23 protein-coding genes are annotated in these 25,611 nt (G+C 67.9%); 14 read left to right on the forward strand and 9 right to left on the reverse strand.

Annotated features, from left to right (window positions below; translation table 11 throughout):
• Nucleotides 1-123: 123 nt before the first annotated feature.
• The 6 genes from RCF34_RS07225 to RCF34_RS07250 form a co-directional block, all read right to left on the reverse strand.
• Nucleotides 124-669: a hypothetical protein gene (locus RCF34_RS07225; protein WP_308707572.1), complete on the reverse strand. Its 546-nt coding sequence runs from the start codon at nucleotides 667-669 to the stop codon at nucleotides 124-126.
• 120 nt (nucleotides 670-789) lie between these two features.
• Nucleotides 790-927, reverse strand: a complete 138-nt coding sequence (locus tag RCF34_RS07230) for a hypothetical protein (protein WP_007159685.1) — start codon at nucleotides 925-927, stop codon at nucleotides 790-792.
• A 65-nt stretch (nucleotides 928-992) separates the two neighbouring features.
• Nucleotides 993-2,345 carry an MATE family efflux transporter gene (locus RCF34_RS07235; protein WP_308707573.1) on the reverse strand — a complete coding sequence of 451 codons (1,353 nt, stop codon included), beginning with the start codon at nucleotides 2,343-2,345 and terminating at the stop codon, nucleotides 993-995.
• A gap of 79 nt (nucleotides 2,346-2,424) precedes the next feature.
• Nucleotides 2,425-3,063: a pyroglutamyl-peptidase I gene (gene pcp / locus RCF34_RS07240; protein ID WP_308707574.1), complete on the reverse strand. Its 639-nt coding sequence runs from the start codon at nucleotides 3,061-3,063 to the stop codon at nucleotides 2,425-2,427.
• Nucleotides 3,064-3,071: 8 nt separating this feature from the next.
• Nucleotides 3,072-4,022: a DUF979 domain-containing protein gene (locus RCF34_RS07245; protein ID WP_308707575.1), complete on the reverse strand. Its 951-nt coding sequence runs from the start codon at nucleotides 4,020-4,022 to the stop codon at nucleotides 3,072-3,074.
• Complete coding sequence (locus tag RCF34_RS07250; protein ID WP_308707576.1) at nucleotides 4,019-4,726, reverse strand: 5-oxoproline transporter, DUF969 family subunit; 708 nt, start codon at nucleotides 4,724-4,726, stop codon at nucleotides 4,019-4,021. Before RCF34_RS07250 ends, RCF34_RS07245 begins: the two co-directional genes overlap by 4 nt.
• Before the next feature lie 272 nt (nucleotides 4,727-4,998).
• Between RCF34_RS07250 and RCF34_RS07255 the strand changes: the two genes are divergently transcribed.
• The 6 genes from RCF34_RS07255 (at nucleotide 4,999) to bfr (ending at nucleotide 10,188) form a co-directional block, all read left to right on the forward strand.
• A complete protein-coding gene (locus RCF34_RS07255; RefSeq protein WP_308707577.1) occupies nucleotides 4,999-5,919 on the forward strand; it encodes a LysR family transcriptional regulator in 921 nt (306 codons plus the stop codon).
• 105 nt (nucleotides 5,920-6,024) lie between these two features.
• On the forward strand, nucleotides 6,025-6,771 hold the full coding sequence (locus tag RCF34_RS07260) for a 5-oxoprolinase subunit PxpA (RefSeq protein ID WP_308707578.1): 747 nt from the start codon (nucleotides 6,025-6,027) through the stop codon (nucleotides 6,769-6,771).
• Nucleotides 6,768-7,445, forward strand: coding sequence for a 5-oxoprolinase subunit PxpB (gene pxpB / locus RCF34_RS07265; protein ID WP_308707579.1), 678 nt, complete (start codon nucleotides 6,768-6,770; stop codon nucleotides 7,443-7,445). Before RCF34_RS07260 ends, pxpB begins: the two co-directional genes overlap by 4 nt.
• Entirely contained in the window at nucleotides 7,442-8,374 is a 933-nt protein-coding gene (locus tag RCF34_RS07270; RefSeq protein ID WP_308707580.1) for a biotin-dependent carboxyltransferase family protein, read from the forward strand. Before pxpB ends, RCF34_RS07270 begins: the two co-directional genes overlap by 4 nt.
• Nucleotides 8,375-8,679: 305 nt before the next feature.
• Nucleotides 8,680-9,570 (forward strand): PA4780 family RIO1-like protein kinase, encoded by an 891-nt coding sequence (locus tag RCF34_RS07275; protein ID WP_017642530.1) that lies wholly within the window; start codon nucleotides 8,680-8,682, stop codon nucleotides 9,568-9,570.
• A gap of 120 nt (nucleotides 9,571-9,690) precedes the next feature.
• The gene (bfr, locus tag RCF34_RS07280; RefSeq protein WP_308707581.1) at nucleotides 9,691-10,188 is read left to right on the forward strand and encodes a bacterioferritin; all 498 of its coding nucleotides are present in this window, start codon (nucleotides 9,691-9,693) and stop codon (nucleotides 10,186-10,188) included.
• Between the two features lie 19 nt (nucleotides 10,189-10,207).
• On the opposite strand, the gene RCF34_RS07285 is transcribed toward bfr, so the two are convergent.
• The 3 genes from RCF34_RS07285 to RCF34_RS07295 all read right to left on the reverse strand — a co-directional run bounded on the left by RCF34_RS07285 (nucleotide 10,208) and on the right by RCF34_RS07295 (nucleotide 17,441).
• A complete protein-coding gene (locus RCF34_RS07285; protein ID WP_308707582.1) occupies nucleotides 10,208-12,766 on the reverse strand; it encodes an ATP-binding protein in 2,559 nt (852 codons plus the stop codon).
• A gap of 101 nt (nucleotides 12,767-12,867) precedes the next feature.
• On the reverse strand, nucleotides 12,868-14,196 hold the full coding sequence (locus tag RCF34_RS07290) for a bifunctional DedA family/phosphatase PAP2 family protein (RefSeq protein ID WP_308707584.1): 1,329 nt from the start codon (nucleotides 14,194-14,196) through the stop codon (nucleotides 12,868-12,870).
• Nucleotides 14,197-14,423: 227 nt separating this feature from the next.
• The gene (locus tag RCF34_RS07295; RefSeq protein WP_308707585.1) at nucleotides 14,424-17,441 is read right to left on the reverse strand and encodes a cellulose synthase subunit BcsC-related outer membrane protein; all 3,018 of its coding nucleotides are present in this window, start codon (nucleotides 17,439-17,441) and stop codon (nucleotides 14,424-14,426) included.
• Nucleotides 17,442-17,692: 251 nt separating this feature from the next.
• Between RCF34_RS07295 and RCF34_RS07300 the strand changes: the two genes are divergently transcribed.
• The 8 genes from RCF34_RS07300 to RCF34_RS07335 are packed head-to-tail and all read left to right on the forward strand — an operon-like array spanning nucleotide 17,693 to nucleotide 25,555.
• Nucleotides 17,693-18,958: a glutamate-5-semialdehyde dehydrogenase gene (locus RCF34_RS07300; RefSeq protein ID WP_308707586.1), complete on the forward strand. Its 1,266-nt coding sequence runs from the start codon at nucleotides 17,693-17,695 to the stop codon at nucleotides 18,956-18,958.
• A complete protein-coding gene (gene nadD / locus RCF34_RS07305) occupies nucleotides 18,958-19,620 on the forward strand; it encodes a nicotinate-nucleotide adenylyltransferase (protein WP_308707587.1) in 663 nt (220 codons plus the stop codon). The genes RCF34_RS07300 and nadD overlap by 1 nt, the downstream gene beginning before the upstream one ends.
• A 10-nt stretch (nucleotides 19,621-19,630) precedes the next feature.
• The gene (rsfS, locus tag RCF34_RS07310; RefSeq protein ID WP_007159669.1) at nucleotides 19,631-19,981 is read left to right on the forward strand and encodes a ribosome silencing factor; all 351 of its coding nucleotides are present in this window, start codon (nucleotides 19,631-19,633) and stop codon (nucleotides 19,979-19,981) included.
• Nucleotides 19,982-19,986: 5 nt separating this feature from the next.
• Nucleotides 19,987-20,454, forward strand: coding sequence for a 23S rRNA (pseudouridine(1915)-N(3))-methyltransferase RlmH (gene rlmH / locus RCF34_RS07315; RefSeq protein ID WP_308707588.1), 468 nt, complete (start codon nucleotides 19,987-19,989; stop codon nucleotides 20,452-20,454).
• 12 nt (nucleotides 20,455-20,466) lie between these two features.
• A complete protein-coding gene (gene mrdA / locus RCF34_RS07320) occupies nucleotides 20,467-22,374 on the forward strand; it encodes a penicillin-binding protein 2 (protein ID WP_308707589.1) in 1,908 nt (635 codons plus the stop codon).
• Nucleotides 22,375-22,418: 44 nt separating this feature from the next.
• Nucleotides 22,419-23,522 carry a rod shape-determining protein RodA gene (gene rodA / locus RCF34_RS07325; RefSeq protein ID WP_308708249.1) on the forward strand — a complete coding sequence of 368 codons (1,104 nt, stop codon included), beginning with the start codon at nucleotides 22,419-22,421 and terminating at the stop codon, nucleotides 23,520-23,522.
• Between the two features lie 21 nt (nucleotides 23,523-23,543).
• A complete protein-coding gene (gene mltB, locus RCF34_RS07330) occupies nucleotides 23,544-24,566 on the forward strand; it encodes a lytic murein transglycosylase B (protein WP_308707590.1) in 1,023 nt (340 codons plus the stop codon).
• The gene (locus RCF34_RS07335; protein WP_160923786.1) at nucleotides 24,566-25,555 is read left to right on the forward strand and encodes a septal ring lytic transglycosylase RlpA family protein; all 990 of its coding nucleotides are present in this window, start codon (nucleotides 24,566-24,568) and stop codon (nucleotides 25,553-25,555) included. Before mltB ends, RCF34_RS07335 begins: the two co-directional genes overlap by 1 nt.
• The last annotated feature ends 56 nt before the right edge of the window (nucleotides 25,556-25,611 follow it).

Raw genomic sequence — 25,611 nt, forward strand, 5'->3', positions numbered from 1 at the left:
TCCTTGCCCGCGTTCTGACCATGGCTATCTGCCATTGTTCATGGCTTGTTTCCGGCCATGCGTGAACGGGGCGACACTTTGGCCGCTCGAGGGGCGATTGTCCGACGAGCTGTAACCGGATGTTTAAAGTGAGTCTTTGACGAACTGCAGCTGCTTCTCCTTGAGCAGGGGTTCGTAGCGTGGCGAGGTGTAGATCAGCAGGACCTGTTTCCTGCGTGCCGCCTGGGCGCTGAATTTGTAGACGACGGTGTCGTGATCGAAGGCCAGATAGGCTTGGGCGTCGTCGTCCTGGGTCAGGCGCTCGAAGGCGGCGGCCGACGACTGGGAGGAGGGTTTGCCGTACTTCTGGGTGAGGCCTTCGGCGATCAGGAAGGACTGGGCCAAGGGCGTGACGATGGATAGACGCAGGAAGCGGCCATCGATGAAGAAGGCGCCGGCCTCGACCTTTTCACCGGCGAAGGTCAGGTCAGCGCATTCGAAATATTCGACGCCGACCACGTCGAGCTTGCGCGGCTGGAAGGTGCAGAGCTTTTTCGCCAGAAAGGCTTTCTGGTCGGTGCCGAAGGCGATCCCGGCGTAGCCGTCCACGGCCCGGGCCGGTGCGGGGACGAGCACCAGCAGCGCCAACAGAGGCGCAAGGAGAGGCGACAGGTAGGACCTGACGGTCATGGTGATCCGGATTCCCTTCACGAAGGCCTGCAGGCCCACTCAACCCGACGGATGCTAGAAGCTCCGCCGGGGCTTTGCCACCGCTGTCGACGGCTTTTGTCGAGGGGTTCAGGGTTGGCGTCAGGCGATGCCGGGCGGGATCTGGTCCTTGCCGTAATCCTTGAGCTTTTCCAGGTTTTCCGGCTTCTGGTGCTCGGGGACGTCGTCGCCGTCAGCGGGGGTGTCCAGGGGTTCCTGATCGCGGGTGTCTTCGCTCATGGCAGCGCTCTCGGCAGGGGGATGTCCGACTTTGAGGGAGGTGCCGACCCTGCGGTTCCGCAGGATCAGCCGCTGCCGTTGTCCGTGAGCCAGCCTTCGCGCCGGGCCAGGCGCCAGGCGAGCAGCGCGGAGATCAGGCCGCGCAGCGCCATGAAGGCGAGAAAGGCCAGCCACAGGCCGTGATTGCCGAGGCCACGCAGCAAGCCGCCGAGCGGCAGCGCCAGCAGCAGGGCCAGCAGCATCGAGTTGCGCATCTCCCGGGCGCGGGTGGCGCCGATGAAGAGGCCGTCCAGCAGGTAGCTGACCATGGCGATCAGCGGCAGCACGGCGAGATAGGGTAGATAGGTGTGAGCGGCCTGGCGTACTGCGGCGATGTCGCTCTGCAGGGCGACGAAGAGATCGCCGCCCAGGGCGAAGGCCAGGGCGAAGCCGAGGCTGGCCAGCAGCGACCAGCCGCCGGCGATCACCAGCACCCGGCGCAGGGTGGCGCCCTCGCGCGCGCCCAGGGCGTGGCCGGCCAGGGCCTCCACGGCATGGGCGAGGCCGTCGAGGGCGAAGGCGGTGACCAGCAGGCCATTGAGCAGCAGGGCGTTGACCGCCACCGTGGTCTCGCCCAACTGGGCGCCCTGGGCGGCGAACAGCAGGAACACCGCCTGCAGCGCCAGGGAGCGGATGAAGATATCGCGATTCACCGCCAGCAGCGGCCGCCAGCTGGCGAGCTGGCGCAGCGCCAGACGGTCGATCCGGCCGGGCCACCGCCGCAGGCGACGCAGCACCAGCCAGAGGCCGAGCAGCATGCCGCTCCATTCCGCCAGGACCGAAGCCAGGGCGATGCCCTGCACCCCGGCGCCGAGGCCGAGCACGAAGCCGGTCACCAGCAGCAGGTTCAGGGCATTGGTGGTGAGCAGCAGCACCAGCGGTGTGCGTGCATCCTGGGTGCCGAGCAGCCAGCCGATCACCGCGTAGCTGAGCAGCGCCGCGGGCAGGCCGAGCAGGCGCAGGTGCAGGAAGCGCGCGGCCAGGTCGGCGAAGGCGGGATCCAGGCCGAGCCAGGCGAGCAGCGGTTCCAGCGCCAGGCTGGCGGCCAGCAGCAGGAGTACCGACAGGCCCAGTCCCAGCAGGGCGGCCTGCAAGAGGATCTGGCGCAGGGCCGCCCCGTCACGGCGCCCGCTGGCCTGGGCGGCGAAGCCAGTGGTGCCCATGCGCAGGAAGCCGAGGATGCCGAGCAGGGCAGTGTAGCAGGCGCCGCCCATGGCCACCGCGGCGAGCTGGCGGGCTTCCGGCAGATGGCCGGCGATGGCGCTGTCGACCAGGGTCACCAGCGGCACGCTGAGATTGGACAGGATCATCGGCGCGGCCAGGGCCCAGACGCGGCGATGCAGCAGGGGATGACGCCAGTCGGCAAGCAGGGTGGACATGGGCTAATCGCAGCGGCAGCGGAGGGCGCATTGTAGGCCAGGCGGACCGGGTGGTCCTCCGCCGCATCGCCTGCGGGCGTCAGTCCAGTTGGCCGCCGCCCTCGCGCAGGTCCGCCTGGGTGGTCGCCGCGCAGGCGAGCGCCAGGCGCAGGCCGGCGACCAGGGTCTCCAGGGCCATGGACGGCACCCCGGGCTGGTGTGCGGCCTGGGCCGGCAGGTAGGGGATATGGATAAAGCCGCCGCGTACCCCGGTGCCCTGCAGGCGATGCAGCAGGCCGTAGAAGACGTGGTTGCAGACGAAGGTACCGGCGGTCTGGGACACCGCCGCGGGGATGCCGGCGTCGCGCAGGACTCGGGTCATGGCCTTGATCGGCAGGGTGCTGAAATAGGCCGCGGGGCCGCCGGCCACCACCGGTTCGTCGATGGGCTGGCGACCGGCGTTATCGGGGATGCGGGCATCGTCGACGTTGATGGCGATGCGTTCCAGCGACAGTTCGGCACGCCCGCCGGCCTGGCCGACCGCCACCACCAGGGTCGGGCGATGGCGGTCGAGCAGTTCATCCAGCGTCCTGAGCGCGGCGCCGAATTCGGTCGGCAGCTGCGCCGCGACCACCGGCAGGTCGCCGAGGCGCTCTCCGTCCAGCCGGCGCGCGGCCTCCCAGGAGGGGTTGAGGGCCTCGCCGCCGAAGGGCGCGAAGCCGGTGAGCAACAGGGTCATGGAACACCTCACATCAGCAGATAGAGCAGCACCACGTTGCAGGCCAGCACCGCCAGGGCGGTGGGGACCTGGGCCTTGATCACGGCGTTCTTGTCGTCCAGTTCCAGCAGGGCCGCCGGCACGATGTTGAAATTGGCCGCCATGGGCGTCATCAGGGTGCCGCAGTAGCCGGAGAACATGCCGATGGCGGCCATCACCGCCGGATCGGCGTGGTAGACGCCCACCAGCACCGGCACGCCGATGCCGCCGGTCATCACCGGGAAGGCGGCGAAGCCGTTGCCCATGATGACGGTGAAGGCGGCCATGCCCACCACATAGACCACCACCGCCACCAGGCGCAGGTCGAGGGCCACGTAGGCGGTGGCCAGGTGCGCCACCGCCTTGCCGACGCCGGCGTCGGTGAAGACCAGACCCAGCATGGCCAGGGCCTGGGGCAGTACCAGCGACCAGCCGAGGGCATCGGTCAGGCGGCGCGACTCGCGCATCGCCTGGATCGGGGTGTCACGGGTCAGCCAGCAGGCCAGCGCCAGGGCCACCAGGGCGCCCAGGCCGAGGGAGACGAAGGTGACGTTCTTGGGATCGAGCAGGGGCAGGCCGGCGATCTGCACGTCCTTGAGCAGCACGCTGCCGATCACCGTCACCACGGGAATGGCCAGGGCCGGAATGAACAGGCGATTGCCCAGGCGGCCGGCGCTGGCGCGGGTCTCGCGCTCGGGGCGACTGGCGTGGTGACCGCTGCCCACCGCGCCGCAGCCGGCCAGCACGGCCATCAGCAGCACCCCGGCGCCCACCCAGGCCGGCGGCAGGCGATCGCCGATCAGGAAGACCAGGCTGAACAGGCCCCAGAACAGGCCGCTGGTCCAGCGCTTGGGATGGTGACGATCGGCCAGGGTCATGACCGCGGTCAGCGCCAGGATAGCGCCAGCCAGCCAGAACAGGTACTGGATCGACAGGATCATGGCTGGCCCTCCTTGCTCGCGCTCAGCTCGCGATAGAGCTGGCGATCGAAGCGGTGCAGGCGCAGGGCATGGATGAAGAAGGCGCAGAGCGCGGTGGGAATGCCCCAGAGGGCGATGTGCAGGGGTTCGACATCGAGTCCGGCGCCGAGCAGGAAGGTATGCATCAGGGCGATGGCGCCAAAGGCGACGAAGATGTCCTCGCCAAAGAACAGCCCGACGTTGTCGGTGGCGGCGCAAAAGGCCAGCAGCCGCTGGCGCAGGGCCTCGGGCAGGCGGCCATGGCGTTTCTCGGCGGTGCCTTCGGCCATGGGCGCCAGCAGCGGCCGGACCATCTGCGGATGACCACCGAGGCTGGTCAGACCCAGGGCCGCGGTGGTCTCGCGGACGAACAGGTAGAAGATCAGCAGGCGGCCGACGGTGGCGTTGCGAAAGCGGGCGATCCAGTTCTGCGCATGCAGGCGCAGGCCGTGGCGTTCGAGCAGGCCGATCACCGCCAGCGGCAGCAGGATGATCAGCGGCAGGGCGCGCGCCTTGATGAAGCCGGTGCCGATGGCGGCGAGCAGCGCCTCGGGGCTGAACTGGGCGGCGAGTCCGGTGGCCACGGCGGCCAGGGCGACGACCAGCAGCGGATTGAATCTCAGCACGAAGCCGACCACGATGACCAGCACGCCCAGCAGCGGCCAGAGGTTGACGGTGGTTTGCATAGGTGGATGTCTCCAGCGGGTCCACCGCGCTCCGGGCAGACGGTGCGGCGGACGGTAGGAAGCCGCGTGCGGCTTCGGCTGATCCAGGCAGTGCCCGTGGCACGGCTCGTTATTGTTGTCGGGCGTCCTATGACGTGGCGCCGGCTGGCATCTTTCGCCGCCGGTGGAGGTGGCGTCCAGCAAATAAAACTGTTCGCCGCCGATAGGGAAAAGCGGGGCAGACAAGACCGCCGGTGGGGGTAAAGTGGCGGGATAGCCTTGTCGAGGTCTCCATGAATCTGCGCTTTCTCGATACCTTCGTCTGGGTCGCCCGCCTGGGCAGTTTCCGCCTGACGGCGGAAAAGCTGTCCACCACCCAGGCGGCCATCTCCAGTCGCATCGCCGTGCTGGAGAGCGAACTGGGCGTGCAACTGTTCCTGCGCGATTCCCGCGGCGTGAGCCTGACCGCCGAGGGTCATCGGGTACTGGGCTACGCCGAGCGAATGCTGGCCACCCAGCGCGAGCTGCACGAGGCCTTGGGCCATGGCCAGGCCCTGGAGGGCCGCCTGCGCATCGGGGTGATGGATACGGTGATCCACAGCTGGCTGGACCAGCTGATCGCCGCGGTCACCCAGACCTATCCGGCCATCGAGCTGGAGCTGACCGCGGACACGGCGCTGAATCTGGCCGAGCAACTGGCGCGGGGTCAGCTCGACCTGATCTTCCAGACCGATCTGCTGCGCGCCGAGGGCATCCGCAATCTGCACCTGGCCAGCTATCCGGTACGCTGGCTGGTGGCCAGCGACAGCCATCTGGCGCGACCCTATGCGAGTCTCGCGGAGCTGGCCGGTGAGCGGCTGATCACCTTTTCCCGCCATTCGCGCCCGCACCAGGACATCCTCGGCCTCTTGCAGCGTGAGGGCATCGCCGAACCGCGGGTCTGCTGCATCAATTCGGTGGCGGCCATCATCAAGCTGATGGGCGAGGGCTTCGGCATCGGCGCCCTGCCGCCGGCACTGGTGATCGAGGAATTGGCCCGCGGCAGTCTCATGCCTTTGCCGCTGGCCGGACCGCCGCCCTTCGATGTCCAGGCCAGCTGGCATGGCGGCGCCGGCTTGGCGCTGAGCGAAGCGGTGGTGGCCCTGAGCCAGACCGTAGTGGCCGATTGGTGCGCGCGCCTGGGCCCTGAGCGCGCCTTGCCGGTGCTGGTCTAGCCCTGGTGTTTCAACGCCTTCTTATCGCCAGCGCCTGGAATCTTTTGTTGGACAGCAGCGCCCTGGCTTTCCGACACTCGAAGCTCTTCCTCAGAGGATCCTGTCATGCCCGCTCGCCTGCTGCTCAATTGCGATTCCGGTGAAAGCTACGGTGCCTGGTCCATGGGCGACGATGCCCATGCCATTCCCCTGGTCGACCAGGCCAACCTGGCCTGCGGCTTCCATGCCGCCGATCCCCTGACCATGCAACGCGCCGTGACCCTGGCGGTGGCCAATGACGTGCAGATCGGCGCCCATCCGGCCTATCCCGATCTGGTGGGTTTCGGCCGGCGGCCCATGGCCTGCACCCCGGCCGAGGTGGAAGCCATGATCCTCTACCAGATCGGCGCCCTGGACGCCTTCTGCCGCGCCGCGGGCGTGCGCGTCGAGTACGTGAAGCCCCATGGCGCCCTCTATAACGCTTTGGTCAAGGACGATGCCCTGCTGAGCGCCGCGCTCTCCGCCTGCGCCCGCTATCGCCAGGGATTGCCGCTGATGGTGCTGGCCAAGGCCGACAACGACCGCGAGCGCCGGCTGGCCGAAGCCGCCGGGGTGCCGTTGCTGCTGGAAGCCTTCGCCGATCGTGCCTATCTGGCCGACGGTTCCCTGGCCCCGCGTGGCCAGGTCGGCGCCGTCCATCACGATCCCGAACGCATCCTCGCCCAGGCCGTCGCCATCGCCCGGCGCGAAGACTTTCCCGGCTTCGATGGCCAACCCATGCGACTACAGGCCGACAGCCTCTGCGTGCATGGCGACAATGCCGAATCCCTGGCGGTGCTGCGCCGGCTGCGCGCGGCACTGGACGCCCTATGATCGTCTGCAAACCCTTCGGCGTCGCGGCGCTGCTGCTCGAACTGGCCGAACAGCCCGATGCCGAGCTGCCCCCGCGCATCGCTCGCCTGGGCGAACGGATTCGTCAGCGCTTCGGCGCGGCGGTGACCGATCTGGTGGCAGGCTGGACCAGCCTGCTGGTGCACTACGATCCCCTGCGACTGACCTTGGCCGAGCTGCAGGCCGGACTCGACCCCTTGCTGGCCGACTGGCCGGGCGCCGCGCAGGCGGGCGAGGGCGGGCGTCTGCACCAGGTGCCGACCCTCTATGCCGGACCCGATCTGGCCGAGGTGGCCGAGCGCTGTGGCCTGAGCGAGAGCGAGGTCATCGCCCTGCACTGCGGTCGTGACTATCAGGTGGGCGCCATCGGCTTCATGCCGGGCTTCGCCTTTCTTGGCGAACTGCACGAGCGCCTGGCGCTGCCGCGGCGCAGCACGCCGCGCACCAGCGTGCCCGCCGGCAGCCTGGCCATCGCCGAGCGCCAGACCGCGGTCTATCCGCAGGCCTCGCCGGGCGGCTGGAATCTCATCGGCCGCTGCCTGTGGACGGTCTTCGATGCCCGGGCCGAGCCGCCGTGCCTGCTGGCGCCAGGAGACCGGGTGCGCTTCGTGCCCGTCGACGAAGCCGCCTTTCGTGCCCAGGGAGGTCAGCCATGAGCGGTCTCAAGGTCATCAAGCCCGGTCCACTGACCCTGCTGCAGGATCTTGGCCGCCAGGGCTGGCAGCACCTGGGCGTGGCCCCTTCGGGGTCCATGGACGGTCATGCCGCGCGCTGGGCCAATCGCCTGGTGGATAATCCGATGACGGCGCCGCTGCTGGAGATCGCCCTGGGCGGTGCCGAATTCGAGGTCGCGACCGACACCTGGCTGGCGCTGACCGGCGCGCCGCTGGACGCCCAGCTGGACGGTGAACCCTTGCCACCCTGGTCGTGCTTTCCGGTAAAAGCCGGCATGCGACTGCGCCTAGGGTTCGCCCAGGCCGGGCAGCGCGCCTATCTGGCCGCCGCCGGTGGCGGTTTCCAGGCGCCGGCGACCCTGGGTAGCGTGGCCAGCAATAGACGCGAAGGCCTGGGCGGGCTGGAGGGCAGGGGCGCGCCCTTGGCAGCCGGGCAGCGGCTGGGCTGTGCGCCTGTGGCCGAGCTGCATGCCCACCGGTGCGGGCCGGCGGCGCGCTTCGTGCCGGACTATCGCGAGGTGCCGACCCTGAGGGTGATCCTTGGCGGCGACGCCGAGGCCTTCGGACCGGCGGCGCAGCAGGCGCTCTGCGCGCAGTCCTGGCGGATCAGCCCGCAATCCGATCGCATGGGCATCCGCCTGGCCGGGGACGTACCCCTGGCGCCGCCACGCCGCCAGTGGTCGCTGGGGGTGGTGACCGGTGCCATCCAGGTGCCGCCCGATGGCCAGCCCATCGTGCTCATGGCCGATCGCCAGACCATGGGCGGTTATCCGCTGCTAGGCTTCATCCATCCCCTGGACCTGGCGCGCCTGGCCCAGTGCCCGCCCCACCACGAGGTGCGTTTCGCCCCGGTGGAACTGGCCGTCGCCCAGGCCGAATGGCGGCGTTTCCTCGCTTTCTTCTCTGGTTGAAGGCGCAGCCGGTCACGGCCGAGGAATCTTGTCCGCTACGGTGAGTCGCACCTTCAGAGCCTGTTCATAATCGGCTGCGGGTTGGCCAGACGGCGTTGAAAACGCCTGGGGTCGCCCGCCCGGTCGAAATGCATTCACCGCTCGTAAATTCCGCCTCCTCGGGCGTTTTCGTCTTGTTTGGCGCTAGCTCGCGAGATTGTGGACAGACGCTCCGGGCAACGCCGACTTCCCTTTCTCGGCGTCTGGCTTGAAACTTGCCTCACACGTCCCCTGAGACGACCGACAAGAAGGAGCTGGAACTGGCGATGAAAACTCCCAAACGCATCGAGCCGCTGATCGAGGACGGCTTGGTCGATGAGGTGATACGGCCCCTGATGAGTGGCAAGGAAGCGGCGGTCTACGTGGTGCGCTGCGGCAGCCAGGTACGCTGCGCCAAGGTCTACAAGGAGGCCGACAAGCGTAGCTTCCGCCAGGCCGCCGAGTACCAGGAGGGGCGCAAGGTCCGTGGCAGTCGGGAAAACCGCGCCATGGCCAAGGGCTCCAAGTTCGGTCGCCGCGAGCGCGAGGACAACTGGCAGAACGCCGAGGTGACGGCGCTCTATCGCCTGGCCGACGCGGGGGTACGGGTACCCAAGCCCCATGACTTCCTCGATGGCGTGCTGCTGATGGACCTGGTCACCGACGGCAATGGCGAGGCGGCGCCTCGGCTCAACGACGTGACCCTCACCGCCGAGGAAGCACTGCGCTACCACGAGCTGATGATCGGCCAGATCGTGCGCATGCTCTGCGCCGGGCTGGTCCACGGCGACCTTTCCGAATTCAACGTGCTGCTGGCCGAGGACGGCCCGGTGATCATCGATCTGCCCCAGGCCGTGGACGCCGCTGGCAACAACCACGCCTTCCGCCTGCTGGCGCGGGATGTGGAGAACATGGCGCTGTACTTCGGTCGCTTCGCCCCTGAGTTGCGCACGACTCGCTATGCGCCGGAGATGTGGGCGCTGTTCGAGAAGGGCGAGCTGTTCGCCAATACACGCCTGACCGGCGAATTCGCCGAGCGTGAAGACCAGGCCGACGTCCATGCGGTGATGCGCGAGATCGAGGCGGCGCGGCGTGACGAAGAGCGACGGCAGGCGGCTCGCCGCGAGCAGGACGAGCCGAGCGTGCGCGAAGAGCCACCACCGCCCTGGCTAAGCTGATCGTGAAGCAGAACGATTAGCGCTGCGATGAGACGAACGGCCCCAGTGGTCGGGCGATGAACGGCGTCCTGTGGGCGCCAGCGCGCTAAACTGGGCACTGAACAGCACAGGACTCTTTTCATGCAAGGCCATCCGGACGTCATCAACTACCTCAACCAGCTGCTGCGCGGCGAGCTGGCGGCGCGCGACCAGTACTTCATCCACTCGCGGATGTACGAGGACTGGGGCCTGATGCGCCTGTACGAGCGGATCGGCCACGAGATGGAAGAGGAAACCCAGCACGCCGATGCGCTGCTGCGCCGCATCCTCTTCCTCGAAGGCACACCGGACATGCGCCCCAACGCCATCACCGTCGGCCAGACCGTGCCGGAGATGCTGCGCGCCGACCTGGCGCTGGAGTACGAGGTGCGGGAAGCCCTGGCCCAGGGCGTGGCCCTGTGCAACCTGCACAAGGACTTCGTGACCCGCGAGATCCTGGTGGTGCAGCTGGAAGACACCGAGGAAGACCACGCCTACTGGCTGGAGCAGCAGCTGGGCCTGATCGACAAGATCGGCCTGCAGAACTACCTGCAATCGCAGATGAAGGGCGGCACCACGCCCCATGGCGCCGGCCTCTGAGGTCGGTTGAGCGGCGCTGTCAGGCGTCGCCCTCCGGCGCCCGTGGTAGATAGAGCGAGATGCAGGTACCCACGCCAGGCCTGGTGTCGACCTGGATCTCGCCTCCCGACTGGTGCACGAAGCCGTGCACCATGGACAGGCCCAATCCGGTGCCCTGACCCGGCGGCTTGGTGGTGAAGAAGGGATCGAAGATCCGCTCCAGGATCTCCGGCGCGATGCCGGTACCGGTGTCCCTCACCTTGACCCGCACATAGTCTCCGGCAGGCAGGTCGTCCGGTCGCTCGGGCGCGTCCTCGGGTAGATTGGCCGTGGACAACCGCAGCTGCCCCCCCTGGGGCATGGCGTCCCGGGCATTGATCGCCAGGTTGAGCAGGGCGCTTTCCAGTTGCACCGCATCGATCACCGTCGGCCAGAGCGGCTCCGCCGGCTCGGCCTGGACCTCGATCGCCGGGCCGACGCTGCGGCGGATCAGCTCTTCCATGGCCAGCATCAGCTCGTTGATGTTGGTCGGCCTGGGTTCTAGCGTCTGCCGCCGCGAAAAGGCCAGCAGGCGCTGGGTCAGGGAGGCGGCGCGTGCGGCGTAGGCCTGGGCGCCACCGAGCAGCCGGTCGAGCTGGTCGGTACGGCTCTGCTGCAGGCGACGCTCGATCAGCTCCAGGCTGCCGATGATGCCGGCCAGCAGGTTGTTGAAGTCATGGGCGATGCCGCCGGTCAGCTGGCCGATGGCTTCCATCTTCTGCGCCTGGTGCAGCGCCTGCTGCGCTTGGGTCAGCTCGGCGGTGCGTTCGATGACGCGCTGTTCGAGGGTCTCGTTGGCGGTACGCACCGCCTGGAACAACTGGGCCTGCTCGATGGCGATGGCCGCGCGAGCGGCCAGGGCTGCCATCAAGCGTTCGTGACGGACGTTGAAGCGCCCCGGTTCGGGATGGCCGAAGAAGAGGCCACCCAGCACTCGCCCATCGCGGGCCACCACGGAGACGGCGAGATAGCTGCGCACCGGCAGGTGTCCGGGTGGCAGGCCCCGGTGCGGTACGGACTGGCCATAGCGCGGATCGGTAGCCACATCGTCGGCACGCACCACGCCCGCGTTCTGCAGGGTCGGGGCGAACATGGCCGTGGCGCCGGGTTCGCCGAGGCGCGCGAAATCGGCGCGCTCGGCGCCGGAGAGGGTGAAGAGCCGCAGGCAACCGCCACCGTCGTCGACCTGATGACTGAAATAGGCACCGAAGCGGGCACCGGTCAGCTCCACCCCCGCATCGGTCACGGTCTGCACCAGATGCGCCAGCTCCAGCTCGCTGGCCAGTTCCGTATCGATGCGCTTGAGGGCCTCCAGGGTGCGGGTTTCCTCGCGCAACTCGGCTTCGGCCTGCTTGCGGTCGCTGATGTCGACCAGGAATTCGAAGGCGCTGCCATCGGGCAGGCGCTTGGCGGCCACCAGGGCCCAGCCGGTCGAGCCGTCGCGGCGCCGATAGCAGCGCTCCTCGGGCGGCACCTGAGCGTCGGCGCGTGGCAGCAGCGGTGCGGGCCAGGCGATACGTCCGGCAGCCAGATCCGCGCGGTCATGGCCGCTCATGCGCAGGAAGGCGTCATTGGCGTCGATCAGCCGACCCTCGGCATCGAAACAGAGGGCGCCCACCGTCTCGATTTCCAGCGCGGTACGAAAGCGCCGTTCGCTGGCTTCCAGGGCGGCCCGGGCCAGATGGGCTTCGGTGACGTCCTGCCCCTGGCAGAAGATGCCGATCACCTGGCCGGCTTCGTCGGTCAGGGGTTCGTAGATGAAATCCAGGTACAGGGTACGGACCGGTTCGCCCGCGGTCTCCAGGCGCAGGGGCTGGTGCTCGGCGACGAAGCGGCGACCACTGCGATAGACCTGCTCCAGCCACTCGAAATAGCCCTGATTCTGCAATTCGGGAAAGACTTCGCGCACCGTTAGGCCTTCGCGGGGCCGGCCATCGAACAGGCGGCTGTAGGCGACATTGACGAAGTCGAAGACGTGGTCCGGCCCCCGCACGATGGCGACGAAGCCGGGCGCCTGCTCGAACATCCGCCGCTGACGCGCGGCATCGGCGGCGCGACGGCGCTCGTCGAGGATGCGCTGGGTGGTCTCGTGGCCCTGGTTGAAGATCCCGGCGATTTCGCCGCCTTCACCGCGGATCGGGGTGAAGCTGTAGTTCCAATAGGTCTCGCTGACCACGCCCTGACGCATCATCGGCAGCAACTGGTCGAACACCGAGAAGCCCTGGCCGGTGCTCAGGACCTGCCCGAATTGCGGTCCGACCACCGGCCAGATGTCTTGCCAGACCTCCTGGGCGGGACGTCCGAGGGCCCAGGGGTGCCGTTCCGCGGGAATCGGGGCCCAGGCGTCGTTGTAGAGCAGCAGGAGGTCGGGGCCCCAGTAGATGGCGGTGGGAAAGCTGGAGTTCAGGCAGATGCTCAGTGCCGAGCGCAGCGATTGCGGCCACTGCGACGGCGGGCCCAGGGGCGAGTCCGACCAGTCGTGAGTGCGCAACCGGGCGCCCATCTCGCCGCCGCCGGCGAGAAAGTCCAGTTCGTTCCAGTCGGCAAGCTGCGCTGCCATCTTTCGTGCCTCCCCCGGCGACTTCTGCCATTCCAGGCGTTCAGACCACAAGGGAGGCGGAACTGCAGGACCCTGACTGGATTTTTTGGTTCGCGGCGGCCTTACAGCCGGGGTGCATAGCGCGCGATGGCCTCTGGCAGGGCCCAGCCGGCGGCGAAGGCCAGCACCAGCACCACCAGCGGCAGGAGCACCCACCAGGTCCGCGTCGGTATCGGCTCCAGGCGATTACCGCCGGTCTTCTGCAACAGCGCTAGGCTCAGACCGCAGAAACCGCCGGCGAGCAGGGCACCGGCGAGGATATCGGTGGGCCAGTGCACGCCCAGGTAGACACGGCTGAGGGCGATGAGCACCGCCGGCAGGGCGGCGATCACCAGCCAGGCGAGGCGCCCGCGCGGACCGTAGCGGCGGCCGACGAGGATGCCCAGGGTCAGGAAGAAGGCGAAGGAGGCCGAGCTGTGGCCGCTGGGCAGGCTGTAGGTGGTCAGCGGCTCGGCGAGCACGTCGGGGCGCGCGCGGGCCAGCAGATTCTTCAACTGGCCGTTGGCCAGGGCGGTCCCCAGGGTGGTGCCCAGGGTGAACAGCAGTGGGCGCCACTGGCGGTAGGCGGCGAGCACCAGGATCAGCACGGCGGCAAGGATCAGCTGGGTACGGAAATCACCCATGCGGGTGATGACCACGGCGACCAGGTTGAGCCAGCCTTCGCGATGCTCCTGGACCAGCGCCATCAGGCCTTCGTCGAAGGCGCGCAGGTGGTGCCAGCCGAACAGCAGGGCCAGCAGCCCGGCCAGGCAGAGGGCGCCGCTGATCAGTGTGGTGCCGGCGCGCTCGCGCCAGGCGCCGTGGGCCACCACCGTCAGCAGCACCGCCGCGCCACCGAAGACGATGCCGGCTTGTTGCCAGAAGCCTTCCGGCAGCGGCAGGCGGAAGGCGGCGCCGGTCACCCAGCCCGGGCCGAGATAGGCGATGGACCAGCCGGCGGCGGCCACCAGGCTGACGCTGACGAATTTGACCAGGGGCATGTCGAGCATGCCGGCGATCAGCGGCAGCAGCGGGCGCAGTGGGCCGATGAAGCGACCCACCAGCAGACTGGCCACGCCGTATCTGTGGATGAAGCCTTCGGCCGAGCCGATCCATTCCGGATGGGTGCGCAGTCCGGGCAGGCGGCGGATGCCTTCATGGAAGCGCCGACCGATGAAATAGGACATTGCGTCGCCGAGGATGCCGCCGAGAAAGCCCAGCAGCAGGGTATCGAAGAGATTGAGCGCGCCATTGCCGGCGGCGATGGCCACGGCGAACAGGATCACCGTGCCGGGTACCACCAGCCCGGCCATGGCCAGGCACTCGAGAAAGGAGATGATGAAGATGGCCACGCCCAGCCACTGGTGGTGCTGGTTGATCCACTGGGTCAGGCCGTCTAGCAGTTCCGTCATCGAAAGGCTTCCTGGAGGCTGGGGGTTGCGTCCTCAGACCCATGGGGAAAGCCTTGGTTGCCTCAAGGACGCGGATCGAGACGCAACGCCTCGGGGCCGGGGGATTGTAAATCGCGCTCGGAAATTTCCCAGGCCAATAACTGTGGCGGGGTTTGTCGGAAGGCGGGAGGGTGGCTGGCCGACGTCTGCAGACCAAGAAAAAGGCCCGCGGGTGCGGGCCTTTTTCCTTATTCCTCGTTGCGCGAACGGTAGGGCTGTGGCCGCGAGAGTTGCGGTCGGCCTTCCTGCTCTTCGAAGAAGTAGCGCAGGTAGAGGTTGCCGTTGACGTCGCGCTCGTCCTGGGCATTGTCCATACCCAGGCGACCGCCGAGGGCGAACTGCCCACTGAGGCGGTACTCGCCATTGGCCGAAAGGCTGTAGGCCACTCCGGTCTTGCTCTTGCTGCCGTACTGGCCTTCGCCGGCGGCTTCTGCGGCTGCCTGCAGGGCAGCGTCGTCCGGATAGCGATCCGCGGCGTCCTGGCGAATGGTCTGCACGCCCAGCATGCCCTGCACCTGATAGGCCCAGAGATCGCCCCGCTGCGCCCACACCAGGGGCACGCCGATGGCGAAGTAGCGCTGCGGGCTGAAGTAGCCGCCATGACCGTAGGTCAGGTGGTTCTGGTTGTTGTCGTAGCCGATCGAGGTGGCCGAGAGGCCCACGGTGAACAGGCTGTCCGGGCCATTGCGCAGGTAGTAGTAGACGCCGGTGCCGATCTCGAAGCGGTCGTTGTCCTTGACGTCGTGGCCGGTCAGGCGATGGGCCGCGCCGTAGATGTAGGAGCCGTAGCGACCGTCGTCGTATCTCAGTCGCGCCAGGCCGCCGTTGGCGGTGACGCCGCCCCACTCCTGGCCGGTGCGTGGATCGCGGATGCCGCCGTAGGAAGCCAGGGAATCGGTCACCGAACGCCGCGACACGCTCAGGGCATAGAGCAGGTTCTCGCTGAGGCTGCTCAGCGGCCGTTCCAGGGTCGCGCCGCCGACCACGGTGCTGTATCTCAGGCCCACCGGCGAGACGCCGATGTCGCCCTTGAGCCCGCGCCCGGCGTTTTCCACGGCGATGGATGCCGCCACGCCGTTTTCCTTCTGGCTACCGTCGCTGCTGCTGTCGTTGATCCGCGTCGGGGTGACGCGCACGGCCAGGCGCTGGTCGCCGGCGGGGAAGGAGATCTCCAGCGGCGCGCTGACGGTGGTCTGGCGCGAGGTGCCACTGGGGTCGTAGCTGCGTACGCTCAGGCCCTGGGTGATGCGGATGCTGCGCTCGCGCTGCAGCTGGCCGAGGATCTGCTCGGTGGCCAGGCTGCTCGACAGGCTGCGGGCGGGCACCACGGACAGGTCGCTGAAAGGGTTGTTGGCCGCCTTCTGCGCCTGCAGCGGATCGCTCCAGGCGTAGTCGGCATTGCCTGCACTGCCGCCCACGGCGGCAGGAACGGCCGCCAGGGCGTCATCGCTGCGGCTCTGGCCGGGCAGGGTGGCGAAGGGATTGTCGCTGGCGCCGGCGGCGCGGGCCGCGGATTCGCGATCCTTGCGCTCCACCTGCACCACCTGTTCCAGCAGGCCGGTCGCGGTGCCGGCCATGCCGATGTCGCGGTAGAGCAGGGCGGCGCGGCGCAGCACCTGGGGATCGCTCTGGCCGAGCTTGACCGCCTGGTCCAGGTACTGGCGGGCGGTGACGCTGTCCTGGGACTTGGCGGCGATTTCGGCGGCGCCCAGATAGAGTTCGGCGTCCTTCGGCTGGTCGCTGAGCACGTCGCGATAGAGCTGGCGGGCCTTCTGGGTGTCGCCGCTGGCCAGGTACATGCGCGCCAGGGCGGCCTGGGCGGCCTTGTCGTCGGGACGGGCCTTGAGCGCCGGTGCCAGGGTGTCGTAGGCGGCGGCCAGCTTGCCCTGGTCGGTGAGGCGATCGGCCTGACGGATGCGGTAGCGGGCGAGGAGGTCGTCGTACTGCTGCTTCTCGCCGCTGTCGAGCACCACGCCCTGCAGGTCGCGCAGGACGTTGCCCACGGTCTGGTCCTGGTTCAGCTGCAGCTGGATGCTGGCGTAGTGCAGCTGCATGGCGGGCGCCGGACGGGTATCGCCGCTGATCATCGGCTTGAGCAGGGCCAGGCCGTGCTCGGGATCGCCGGCGGTGGCGAAGGCTTCGGCCAGGTCGCCGATCAGATCCGGGTTGCGGCCGGCGCGGGCTTCCAGGCGCTGCATCAGGCTGCGCGCTTCCTCGCGACGACCCTGCTTGGCCAGGGCCACGGTCTCGGCCAGTTGTTCGTTGAAGGTGATGCGGGCGGCCAGGGCGTTCATGTCCGGCGAACGCTGCGCCTGGGGAATGCGCATCAGGGTCTGCATGGCACGCGGGTATTCACCCAGTTCGTTGGACAGCAGGGCGCTGGCATAGAGCACCTCGGGGCGCTGGGCGCCATCCTTGACCAGGCTGTCCACCAGGTCGCGGGCGGCGCGCGGCCGGCCCTGGCGGACTTCCAGGCGGGCCTGGGCCAGGCGCAGCCAGGGATCCTCAGGAGACTCCTGGCGCGCCTGTTCCAGCAGGCGCGAGGCACCCTGCAGGTCGCCCCGCGCTTCGGCGGCTTCGGCTTCCTGCATGGCCTGGCCGGCGCGCAGGCGATCCAGGCCCTTGACCTGGTTCTTGGCGCTCGGCTGCAGATTCTTGGTGAGTTGCAGGGCTTCTTCGGTGCGGCCCAGCTCGTTGAGCGCGGCGATGCGCCCATAGTAGGCATCGACGTTGGCCGGCTCGCGCATCAGCACCTGGCGGTAGGTGGCCTCGGCCAGCTCCCATTGGCGCTTCTGGCTCTGGATGCCGGCGAGGAACAGCTGCGCCTCGACCGCCTCGGGCTTCAGGCGGATGGCTTCCACGCTGAGATTCCGCGCCTGGTCCAGCTCGCGCTTGTTCTCGGCCGCGTGGGCACGTTCCAGCAGGTGGTGGTAGCGCGCCTCGTCCAGCGCCGGCTGCCAGGTCTTGCCGCCTTTCTGCACCGCCTGGGTCAGCAACTGCTCGGCATCGGTCCAGCGCTGCTGCGCCAGGCGGGCACTGCCCAGCTTGCCCAGGGCATCCGGATCCTGGGGCGTCTTCTTCAGCTGGGCTTCCAGCGCCTGGACGACGGCCGCGGTCGGCGCGGCATCGGCAGCGGCGGCCCAGGTCGCGTCGGCATGGATCAGCAGGGCGAGCAGACCAAGGGACAAGGTGAGGTGCTTGGGCATGGTTCTTTCCGTGAAGGCTGGTAGGCGTCGCTGCAGCACCTGGCGCAGAGCTGGAACGATTTCGGCTATTAGGGAATAGCTGAACGCAAGCTGAACGGCAAATACAGCCGCGGATGATTCCCGACAGGCCGTGGCGAGTCAACCAAATCGAGCAGGCGAATGCCACGGCCAGGCCCCTCGGCGCTGGCCGCGCAGGGCCCGGCGACGCTATACTCTGCGGCTTTCCCACCGTCTTTCGCAGGCCGCCGACCATGACCGAGTCCGTCTCCGCCTACATGACCCGTCTTGGCCAGGCTGCCCGTGCTGCGTCGCGGGTCGCCGCCCGGGCGAGCACCGCCCAGAAGAACCGCGCCTTGCTCGCGGCAGCCGCCGCGCTGGACGCTCGCCGTGCCGAGCTGACTGCTGCCAATGAGCAGGACCTGGCCGCCGCGCGCGCCAACGGTCTGGAACCGGCCATGCTGGATCGCCTGGCGCTGACGCCCCAGCGCATCGACGACATGATCGAAGGTCTGCGCCAGGTGGCGACCCTGCCCGATCCCATCGGCGAGATCCGCGACATGAGGTATGTGCCCTCCGGCATCCAGCTGGGCAAGATGCGCGTGCCGCTGGGCGTCATCGGCATCATCTACGAGTCGCGCCCCAATGTGACCATCGATGCCGCCAGTCTCTGCCTCAAGTCCGGCAATGCCACCATCCTGCGCGGTGGCTCCGAGGCCATTCATTCCAACCAGGCCATCGCCGCCTGCATCCAGGCCGGTCTGGCCGAAGCCGAGCTGCCGGCCGAGCTGGTCCAGGTGGTGGAAACCACCGATCGCGCTGCGGTAGGCGCCCTGATCACCATGCCCGAATACGTCGACGTCATCGTGCCGCGTGGGGGCAAGAGCCTGATCGAACGCATCAGCCGCGATGCCCGGGTACCGGTGATCAAGCACCTGGACGGTATCTGCCACGTCTATATCGACCGCGCCGCCGATATCGACAAGGCCATTCGCATCGCCGACAACGCCAAGACCCAGCGCTATGCGCCCTGCAACACCATGGAGACGCTGCTGGTCCATGCGGCCATCGCCGAGCGGGTGTTGCCGCCCCTGGCCGCCATCTATCGCGACAAGCAGGTGGAGCTGCGCGGCTGCGAGCGGACCCGAGCGCTGCTCGGCACCGACGTCCTGCTGGCCAGCGAAGCAGACTGGCGCACCGAATACAACGCACCGATCCTGTCCATCCGGGTGGTGGACGGCCTCGAGGCGGCCATCGAGCACATCAATGCCTATGGCTCGCAGCATACCGATGCCATCGTCACCGAGAATTTCAGCGACGCCCGGCGTTTCCTGACCGAGGTCGATTCGGCGTCGGTGATGGTCAATGCCTCCACACGCTTCGCCGACGGCTTCGAATACGGCCTGGGCGCCGAGATCGGCATCTCCACCGACAAGCTGCACGCCCGCGGGCCGGTGGGCCTGGAAGGACTGACCAGCGAGAAATACGTGGTCTTCGGCGACGGTCACGTCCGTAGCTGATGAGCAGCCTGCCCACCCGCATCGGCTTGTTCGGCGGTACCTTCGATCCCGTGCACATCGGCCACCTGCGCGCGGCGCTGGAGGTGGCCGAGGCACTGGCGCTGGACGAACTGCGGCTGATCCCCAGCGCCCGGCCGCCCCATCGCGAGGCGCCCAGCGTCTCCGCCGAGGATCGGCTGGCGATGGTGCGCCTGGCGGTGGCCGACGTCGCGACCCTGGTGGTCGATGACCGGGAACTGCGCCGGACGCGCCACTCCTATACCATAGAGACCCTGGAAAGCCTGCGCGTCGAACTCGGCGATGAGGTGCAGCTGTTGCTCATGCTGGGTTGGGACGCCTTCTGCGGCCTGCCGGGCTGGCACCGCTGGCGCGAATTGCTGGAGCTGTGCCACATCCTGGTCCTGCAACGACCCGACGCCGACAGCGAGCCCTGCCAGGAATTGCGCGATTTCCTGGCAGCGCGCAGTCAGCCCGATCCCCAGGCCCTGAAGGGGCCGGGCGGGCAGATCACCTTTGTCTGGCAGAACCCGCTCGCGGTGTCCGCCACCCAGATCCGCGGCCTCTTGGCCACCGGGAAGTCCATCCGCTTCCTGGTGCCCGATGCCGTGCTTGACTACATCCGGACGCACGGCCTCTATCCGGCGTCCTCCGAACCGAGGTAAGAGCTACACCATGCAAAGCGAACAACTCGTCCAGGTGGCCATCGCCGCCCTGGAAGACATGAAGGCCCAGGACATCATTTCCCTGGACGTACGTGAAAAGACCAGCGTGACCGACATCATGGTCATCGCCAGCGGCACCTCCAGCCGCCACGTCAAGTCGCTGGCCGACAACGTGCTGGAAAAGGTCAAGCAGCAGGGCGTGCGCCCGCTGGGCAGCGAAGGCCTGGAAGGCGGCGAATGGGCGCTGCTGGACCTGGGCGACGTGGTCGTCCACGTGATGCTGCCGACCACCCGCGAGTTCTATGACCTCGAGCGCCTCTGGCGCGGTGCCGAGCAGAGCCGCGCCGCCCACGGCGAATAACGCCGGTGCGCCTGCGTCTCATCGCCGTCGGCTCGCGCATGCCGCGCTGGGTCGAAGAGGGCTGGCACGAGTACGTCAAGCGTCTGCCGCCGGAACTGCCGCTGGAGCTCGTCGAGATCCCGCTGCAGACCCGTGGCAAGAACGCCGACGTCGCCCGGCTGATCCGCCAGGAGGGTGAGGCCATGCTGGCCAAGGTCCAACCGGGCGAGCGCGTGGTGACCCTGGAGGTCACCGGCAAGCCCTGGAGCACCGAGCAACTGGCTGAAACACTCCAGCAGTGGCGCCTGGAAGCCCGCACCGTCGACCTCATGGTCGGCGGTCCCGAGGGGCTCGCTCCCGAGGTGCAGGCGCGCAGTGAACAGCGCTGGTCGCTCTCGCCGCTGACCCTGCCGCATCCGCTGGTGCGCATCCTCGTCGGTGAGCAGCTCTACCGCGCCTGGACCGTACTGGCCGGCCATCCGTATCACAAGTAGTCCGTACCTGCGATGTCGCAACCCATACGCCTCAAGGACCACGAGAAAGACGCCCAGCTCGTCCGCGCCCGCGTGACGGTCGGGGCAGTGCTCTTTCTCGTGCTCGCCTGCGTACTGGTGGCGCGCATGTACTACCTGCAGGTCATCCAGCACGACTACCACTCGACCCTGTCGGAAAACAACCGGGTCCATGTCCAGCCGATCCCGCCCACCCGCGGCCTGATCTACGACCGCAACGGCATCATCGTCGCCGACAACCGCCCCAGCTTCAGCCTGACCATCACCCGCGAGCGGGCCGACAACTGGCGGCAGACCCTCGATACCCTGGTGCAGGTGCTGGGTTTGACCGAGGAAGACCGCGAACTCTTCGAGAAGCGCATGAAGCAGGGCCGGCGTCCCTTCGAACCGGTGCCGGTGCTGTTCGAGCTGACCGAGGAGCAGATCGCCAAGATCGCCGTCAACCAGTTCCGCCTGCCCGGGGTCGAGGTGACGGCACAACTGGTGCGCCACTATCCCATGGGCGAGCACTTTGCCCACTCGGTGGGCTATGTCGGCCGGATCAACGAACAGGAGCTCAAGCGCCTGGATCCGGTCAACTACAGCGGCACCCACCACATCGGCAAGACCGGCGTGGAGCGCTTCTACGAGCCCGAGCTGCACGGCGAGGTGGGCTACGAGGAGGTGGAGACCAACGCCCGCGGTCGGGTGCTGCGGGTGCTTAATCGCACCGACCCCAAGCCGGGCAAGGACATCGTCCTGACCATCGATTCGCGCCTGCAGGCCGCCGCCGAAGCCGCCCTGGGCGGGCGCCGTGGCGCGATCGTCGCCATCCAGCCCAAGACCGGCGAGGTGCTGGCCATGGTCAGCCAGCCGAGCTACGACCCCAATCCCTTCGTCACCGGGATCAGCTTCAAGGAATATTCCGAGCTGCGCGACTCCATCGATCGCCCGCTCTACAACCGGGTGCTGCGTGGCCTCTATCCGCCCGGCTCGACCATCAAGCCGGCGGTGGCCATCGCCGGTCTCGACAGCGGCGCCACCACGCCCCAGGCGAAGGTCTTCGATCCGGGCTACTACGAGCTGCCCAACTACGATCACAAGTACCGTAACTGGAACCATGGTGGCGACGGCTACGTGGACATGGATACGGCCCTGATGAGGTCCAACGACACCTACTTCTACGACCTCGCCCACAAGATCGGCATCGATCGGCTCTCCGAGTACATGGGCAAGTTCGGCCTCGGCCAGAAGGTCGCCCTGGACATGTTCGAGGAAGCGCCGGGGCTGATGCCGTCGCGGCAATGGAAGCGTGCCACCCGCCGCCAGGCCTGGTTCCCCGGCGAGACGCTGATCCTCGGGATCGGCCAGGGCTACATGCAGGTGACTCCGCTGCAACTGGCTCAGGTCACCTCGCTGATCGCCAGCCATGGCCAATGGATCCGTCCGCACCTGGCCCGGACCCTCGACGGTCAGCCGCCGGCGGACCCCAATCCCATGCCCGACATCGAACTCAAGGATCCGAGCTACTGGGATCGCGCCATCCACGGCATGGAGATGGTGGTGCAGAATCCGCGCGGCACCGCCCACAAGCTCAACGTCGGCGCCCAGTACCGCATCGCCGGCAAGAGCGGTACCGCCCAGGTGGTCGCCATCCGCCAGAACGAGAAGTACAACTCGGCGGCGCTCAAGGAGCGCCACCGCGACCACGCCCTGTTCGTCGCCTTCGCCCCGGTGGACAATCCGCAGATCGCCGTGGCGGTGATGGTCGAGAACGGGGAGTCGGGTGGCGCCGTGGCCGGACCGGTCGCGCGTCAGGTGCTGGACGCCTGGCTGCTCGATGACCAGGGCCGTCTCAAGGCCGAGTACGCCAAGCCGACTACCGCCGGGGCGACCGCCGCCGCGACCAAGGTGCAGCCATGAGTCTTGCTCCCAACTTCGATCGCACCATCCCCGAAGGGGACGTGATGAAGCGGCGCGCCACCCTGCTGCAGCGCCTGCACATCGATGGCCCGCTGCTGATCCTGCTGGTGATGCTGGGGGCGACCGGACTGTTCGTCCTCTATTCCGCCGGTGGGCGCAATCTCGACCTGCTGTTCAAGCAGGCCACCTCCTTTGGCCTCGGCCTGGTGGCCATGGCCGTCGTCGCCCAGCTCGAACCGCGCTTCATGGCGCGCTGGGTACCCCTGGGCTATGTGATCGGCGTGGCCCTGCTGGTGGTGGTGGACGTCATGGGCCACAACGCCATGGGCGCCACCCGCTGGATCAACATTCCCGGGGTCATCCGCTTCCAGCCGTCGGAATTCATGAAGCTGCTGATGCCCATGATGATGGCCTGGTACCTGTCCAAGCGCAGCCTGCCGCCGAACTTCAAGCACAGCCTGATCAGCCTGTCGCTGGTGGTGGTGCCCTTCGTGCTCATCCTCGACCAGCCCGACCTCGGCACCGCCATGCTGGTACTGGCCTCGGGCGGCTTCGTGCTGTTCGTCGGCGGCCTGCAGTGGCGCTGGCTGATCGGCGCGGTGAGCGCCGCGGTACCCATGGCGGTGGCCATGTGGTTCTTTGTCCTGCACGACTACCAGAAGCGCCGGATCCTGACCTTCCTCGATCCGGAGATGGATCCGCTGGGCGCCGGCTGGAACATCATCCAGTCCAAGGCCGCCATCGGCTCGGGTGGGGTGTTCGGCAAGGGCTGGCTGCTGGGTACCCAGTCTCATCTGGATTTTTTGCCGGAAAGTCACACGGACTTTATCATTGCCGTCCTCGGCGAAGAGTTCGGCATGGTCGGCGTCTGCCTGCTGCTGGTGCTCTATCTGCTGCTCATCGGTCGCGGGCTGACCATCACGGTGCAGGCCCAGACGTTGTTCGGCAAATTGCTCGCCGGCGGCGTGACCATGACGTTTTTCGTCTATGTCTTCGTCAACATCGGCATGGTCAGCGGCCTCCTGCCCGTAGTGGGCGTACCGCTGCCATTCATCAGCTATGGCGGCACCTCGGTGGTCACCTTGTTCACCGGGTTCGGAGTCTTGATGTCGATCCACACGCACCGCAAGTGGATCGCCCAGGTTTAACACGCAACAAAGAAGGGTTAGATGCCGACAATGGGATGGATGCATCGCTGCCTGCTGAGCCTCGGGCTCGCGGGTGCGATGGGCGTGACGACCGGCGTCGTCGCGGGTGACTACGACGCGGCACCGCTGACACGCGACTTCATCGCCGAGATGAGCCAGAGCTATGGCTTCGCCCCGGAACAGCTGCAGGCGCTGTTCGGCGAGGTCGAGCGCAAGCAGGCCATCCTCGACGCCATCTCGCGACCGGCCGAGCGGGTAAAGCCCTGGAGCGAATACCGGCCCATCTTCATCACCGATCGGCGCATCGCCCAGGGCGTCGACTTCTGGAAGGCCCACGAAGAAGCCCTGGCCCGCGCCGAGCGCGAATACGACGTGCCGGCCCAGTTCATCGTCGCCATCATCGGCGTGGAAACCTTCTACGGTCGCAACACCGGCAACTACCGGGTGCTGGATGCGCTCTCGACCCTGGCCTTCGACTATCCGCCACGCGCGCCCTTCTTCCGCAGCCAGTTGCGCGAATTCCTGCTGCTGGCCCGCGAACAGCAGGTCGATCCGCTCAGTCTCACCGGCTCCTATGCCGGCGCCATGGGCCTGCCGCAATTCATGCCGGGCAGCTTCCGTGCCTATGCGGTGGATTTCGACGGCGACGGCCACATCAACATCTGGTCCGATCCCACCGATGCCATCGGCAGCGTGGCCAACTACTTCAAGCGCCACGGCTGGTCCGGTCGCGGGCCGACCGCCATCCGCGCCCAGGTCAGCGGCGAGCGGGTGGAGGAGGGCGTGGTGGCCGGCATCGAGCCGGTCAAGAGCGTCGCCGAGTTGCGCGCCCTGGGCTGGAACGCCCAAGCCCCTGCCCTGCGTGACGATTTGCGTGTAACCTCGTTCCGCCTCGACGGAGACAAGGGACCGGAGTACTGGATGGGCCTGCCCAATTTCTACGCCATTACCCGATACAACCGCAGCGTCATGTACGCCATGGCGGTGACCGATCTGGCGAACGCCATCGCCGAGCGCCATGCTGCCGAGGGTGCCAAGCCGTGATGCGCCTGACTGCCCTGGCGCGCCTGGCCGGCTGCCTGGGCCTCGGCCTGCTGCTGGTGAGCTGCTCCAGCCAGGCGCCCAAGCCGACCAGCAAGGGCGTGGCCGGGCCGGGCGGCTACCTGCGTCCGCACCGCGACGGCGCGCCCTGGTGGGACGTGGACGTCAGCCGGATCCCCGACGCCGTGCCCATGCCCTACAACGGGCCGCTGAAGAACAATCCCTACACCGTGCTGGGCAAGACCTATTTCCCGCTGACCGATTCGCGCAACTACCGCGTGACCGGCACCGCGTCCTGGTACGGCACCAAGTTCCACGGCCAGGCCACCGCCAACGGCGAGACCTATGACCTCTACGGCATGACCGCGGCCCACAAGACCCTGCCGCTGCCCAGCTACGTGCGGGTCACCAACCTGGACAACGGCCGCAGCGTGATCCTGCGCGTCAACGACCGCGGTCCCTTCTATTCCGACCGGGTCATCGACCTGTCCTTCGCCGCCGCCAAGAAACTCGGCTATGCCGAGATCGGCACTGCCCGGGTCAGTGTCGAAGGCATCGATCCGCAGCAGTACTGGGCCCAGCGCGGCCAGGCGGTGCCCATGGTGCTGGCCCAGCCACGCCAGGCGCCGGTGGCCCAGAAGACCACCGAGACCCAGACCTTCGGCGCCATCGAGACCTATACGCCGCCGGTCAACCAGCATGCCGAGCCGGTGACGCCCGCGGCCGTCGACGCAAAAAAAAACGTTTCTGCCCCAGCCGCTGGGCTCTATCTGCAGGTGGCGGCCTTCGCCAATCCGGACGCTGCGGAATTGCTCAAGGACAAGCTCAGCGACCTGACCGGTGCCCCGGTGTTCATCAGTTCGACGGTGCGCAACCAGCAGACCTTGCATCGGGTCCGCCTCGGACCGGTCCAGCCGGCTGAGGTCTCCCAGCTCCAGAACAGCGTACGTGTGGCCCGCCTGGGTCAGGCGTCTCTCGTGCAACCGGATTGAAGCAGGGATGCTTCATGACGCCCAGTCGCCGGCCCCGGCCGTCGTGATCCACCTCG

It is taken from the genome of Pseudomonas sp. 102515 (assembly GCF_031085165.1).
In the GTDB taxonomy this organism is placed as follows: domain Bacteria; phylum Pseudomonadota; class Gammaproteobacteria; order Pseudomonadales; family Pseudomonadaceae; genus Chryseomonas.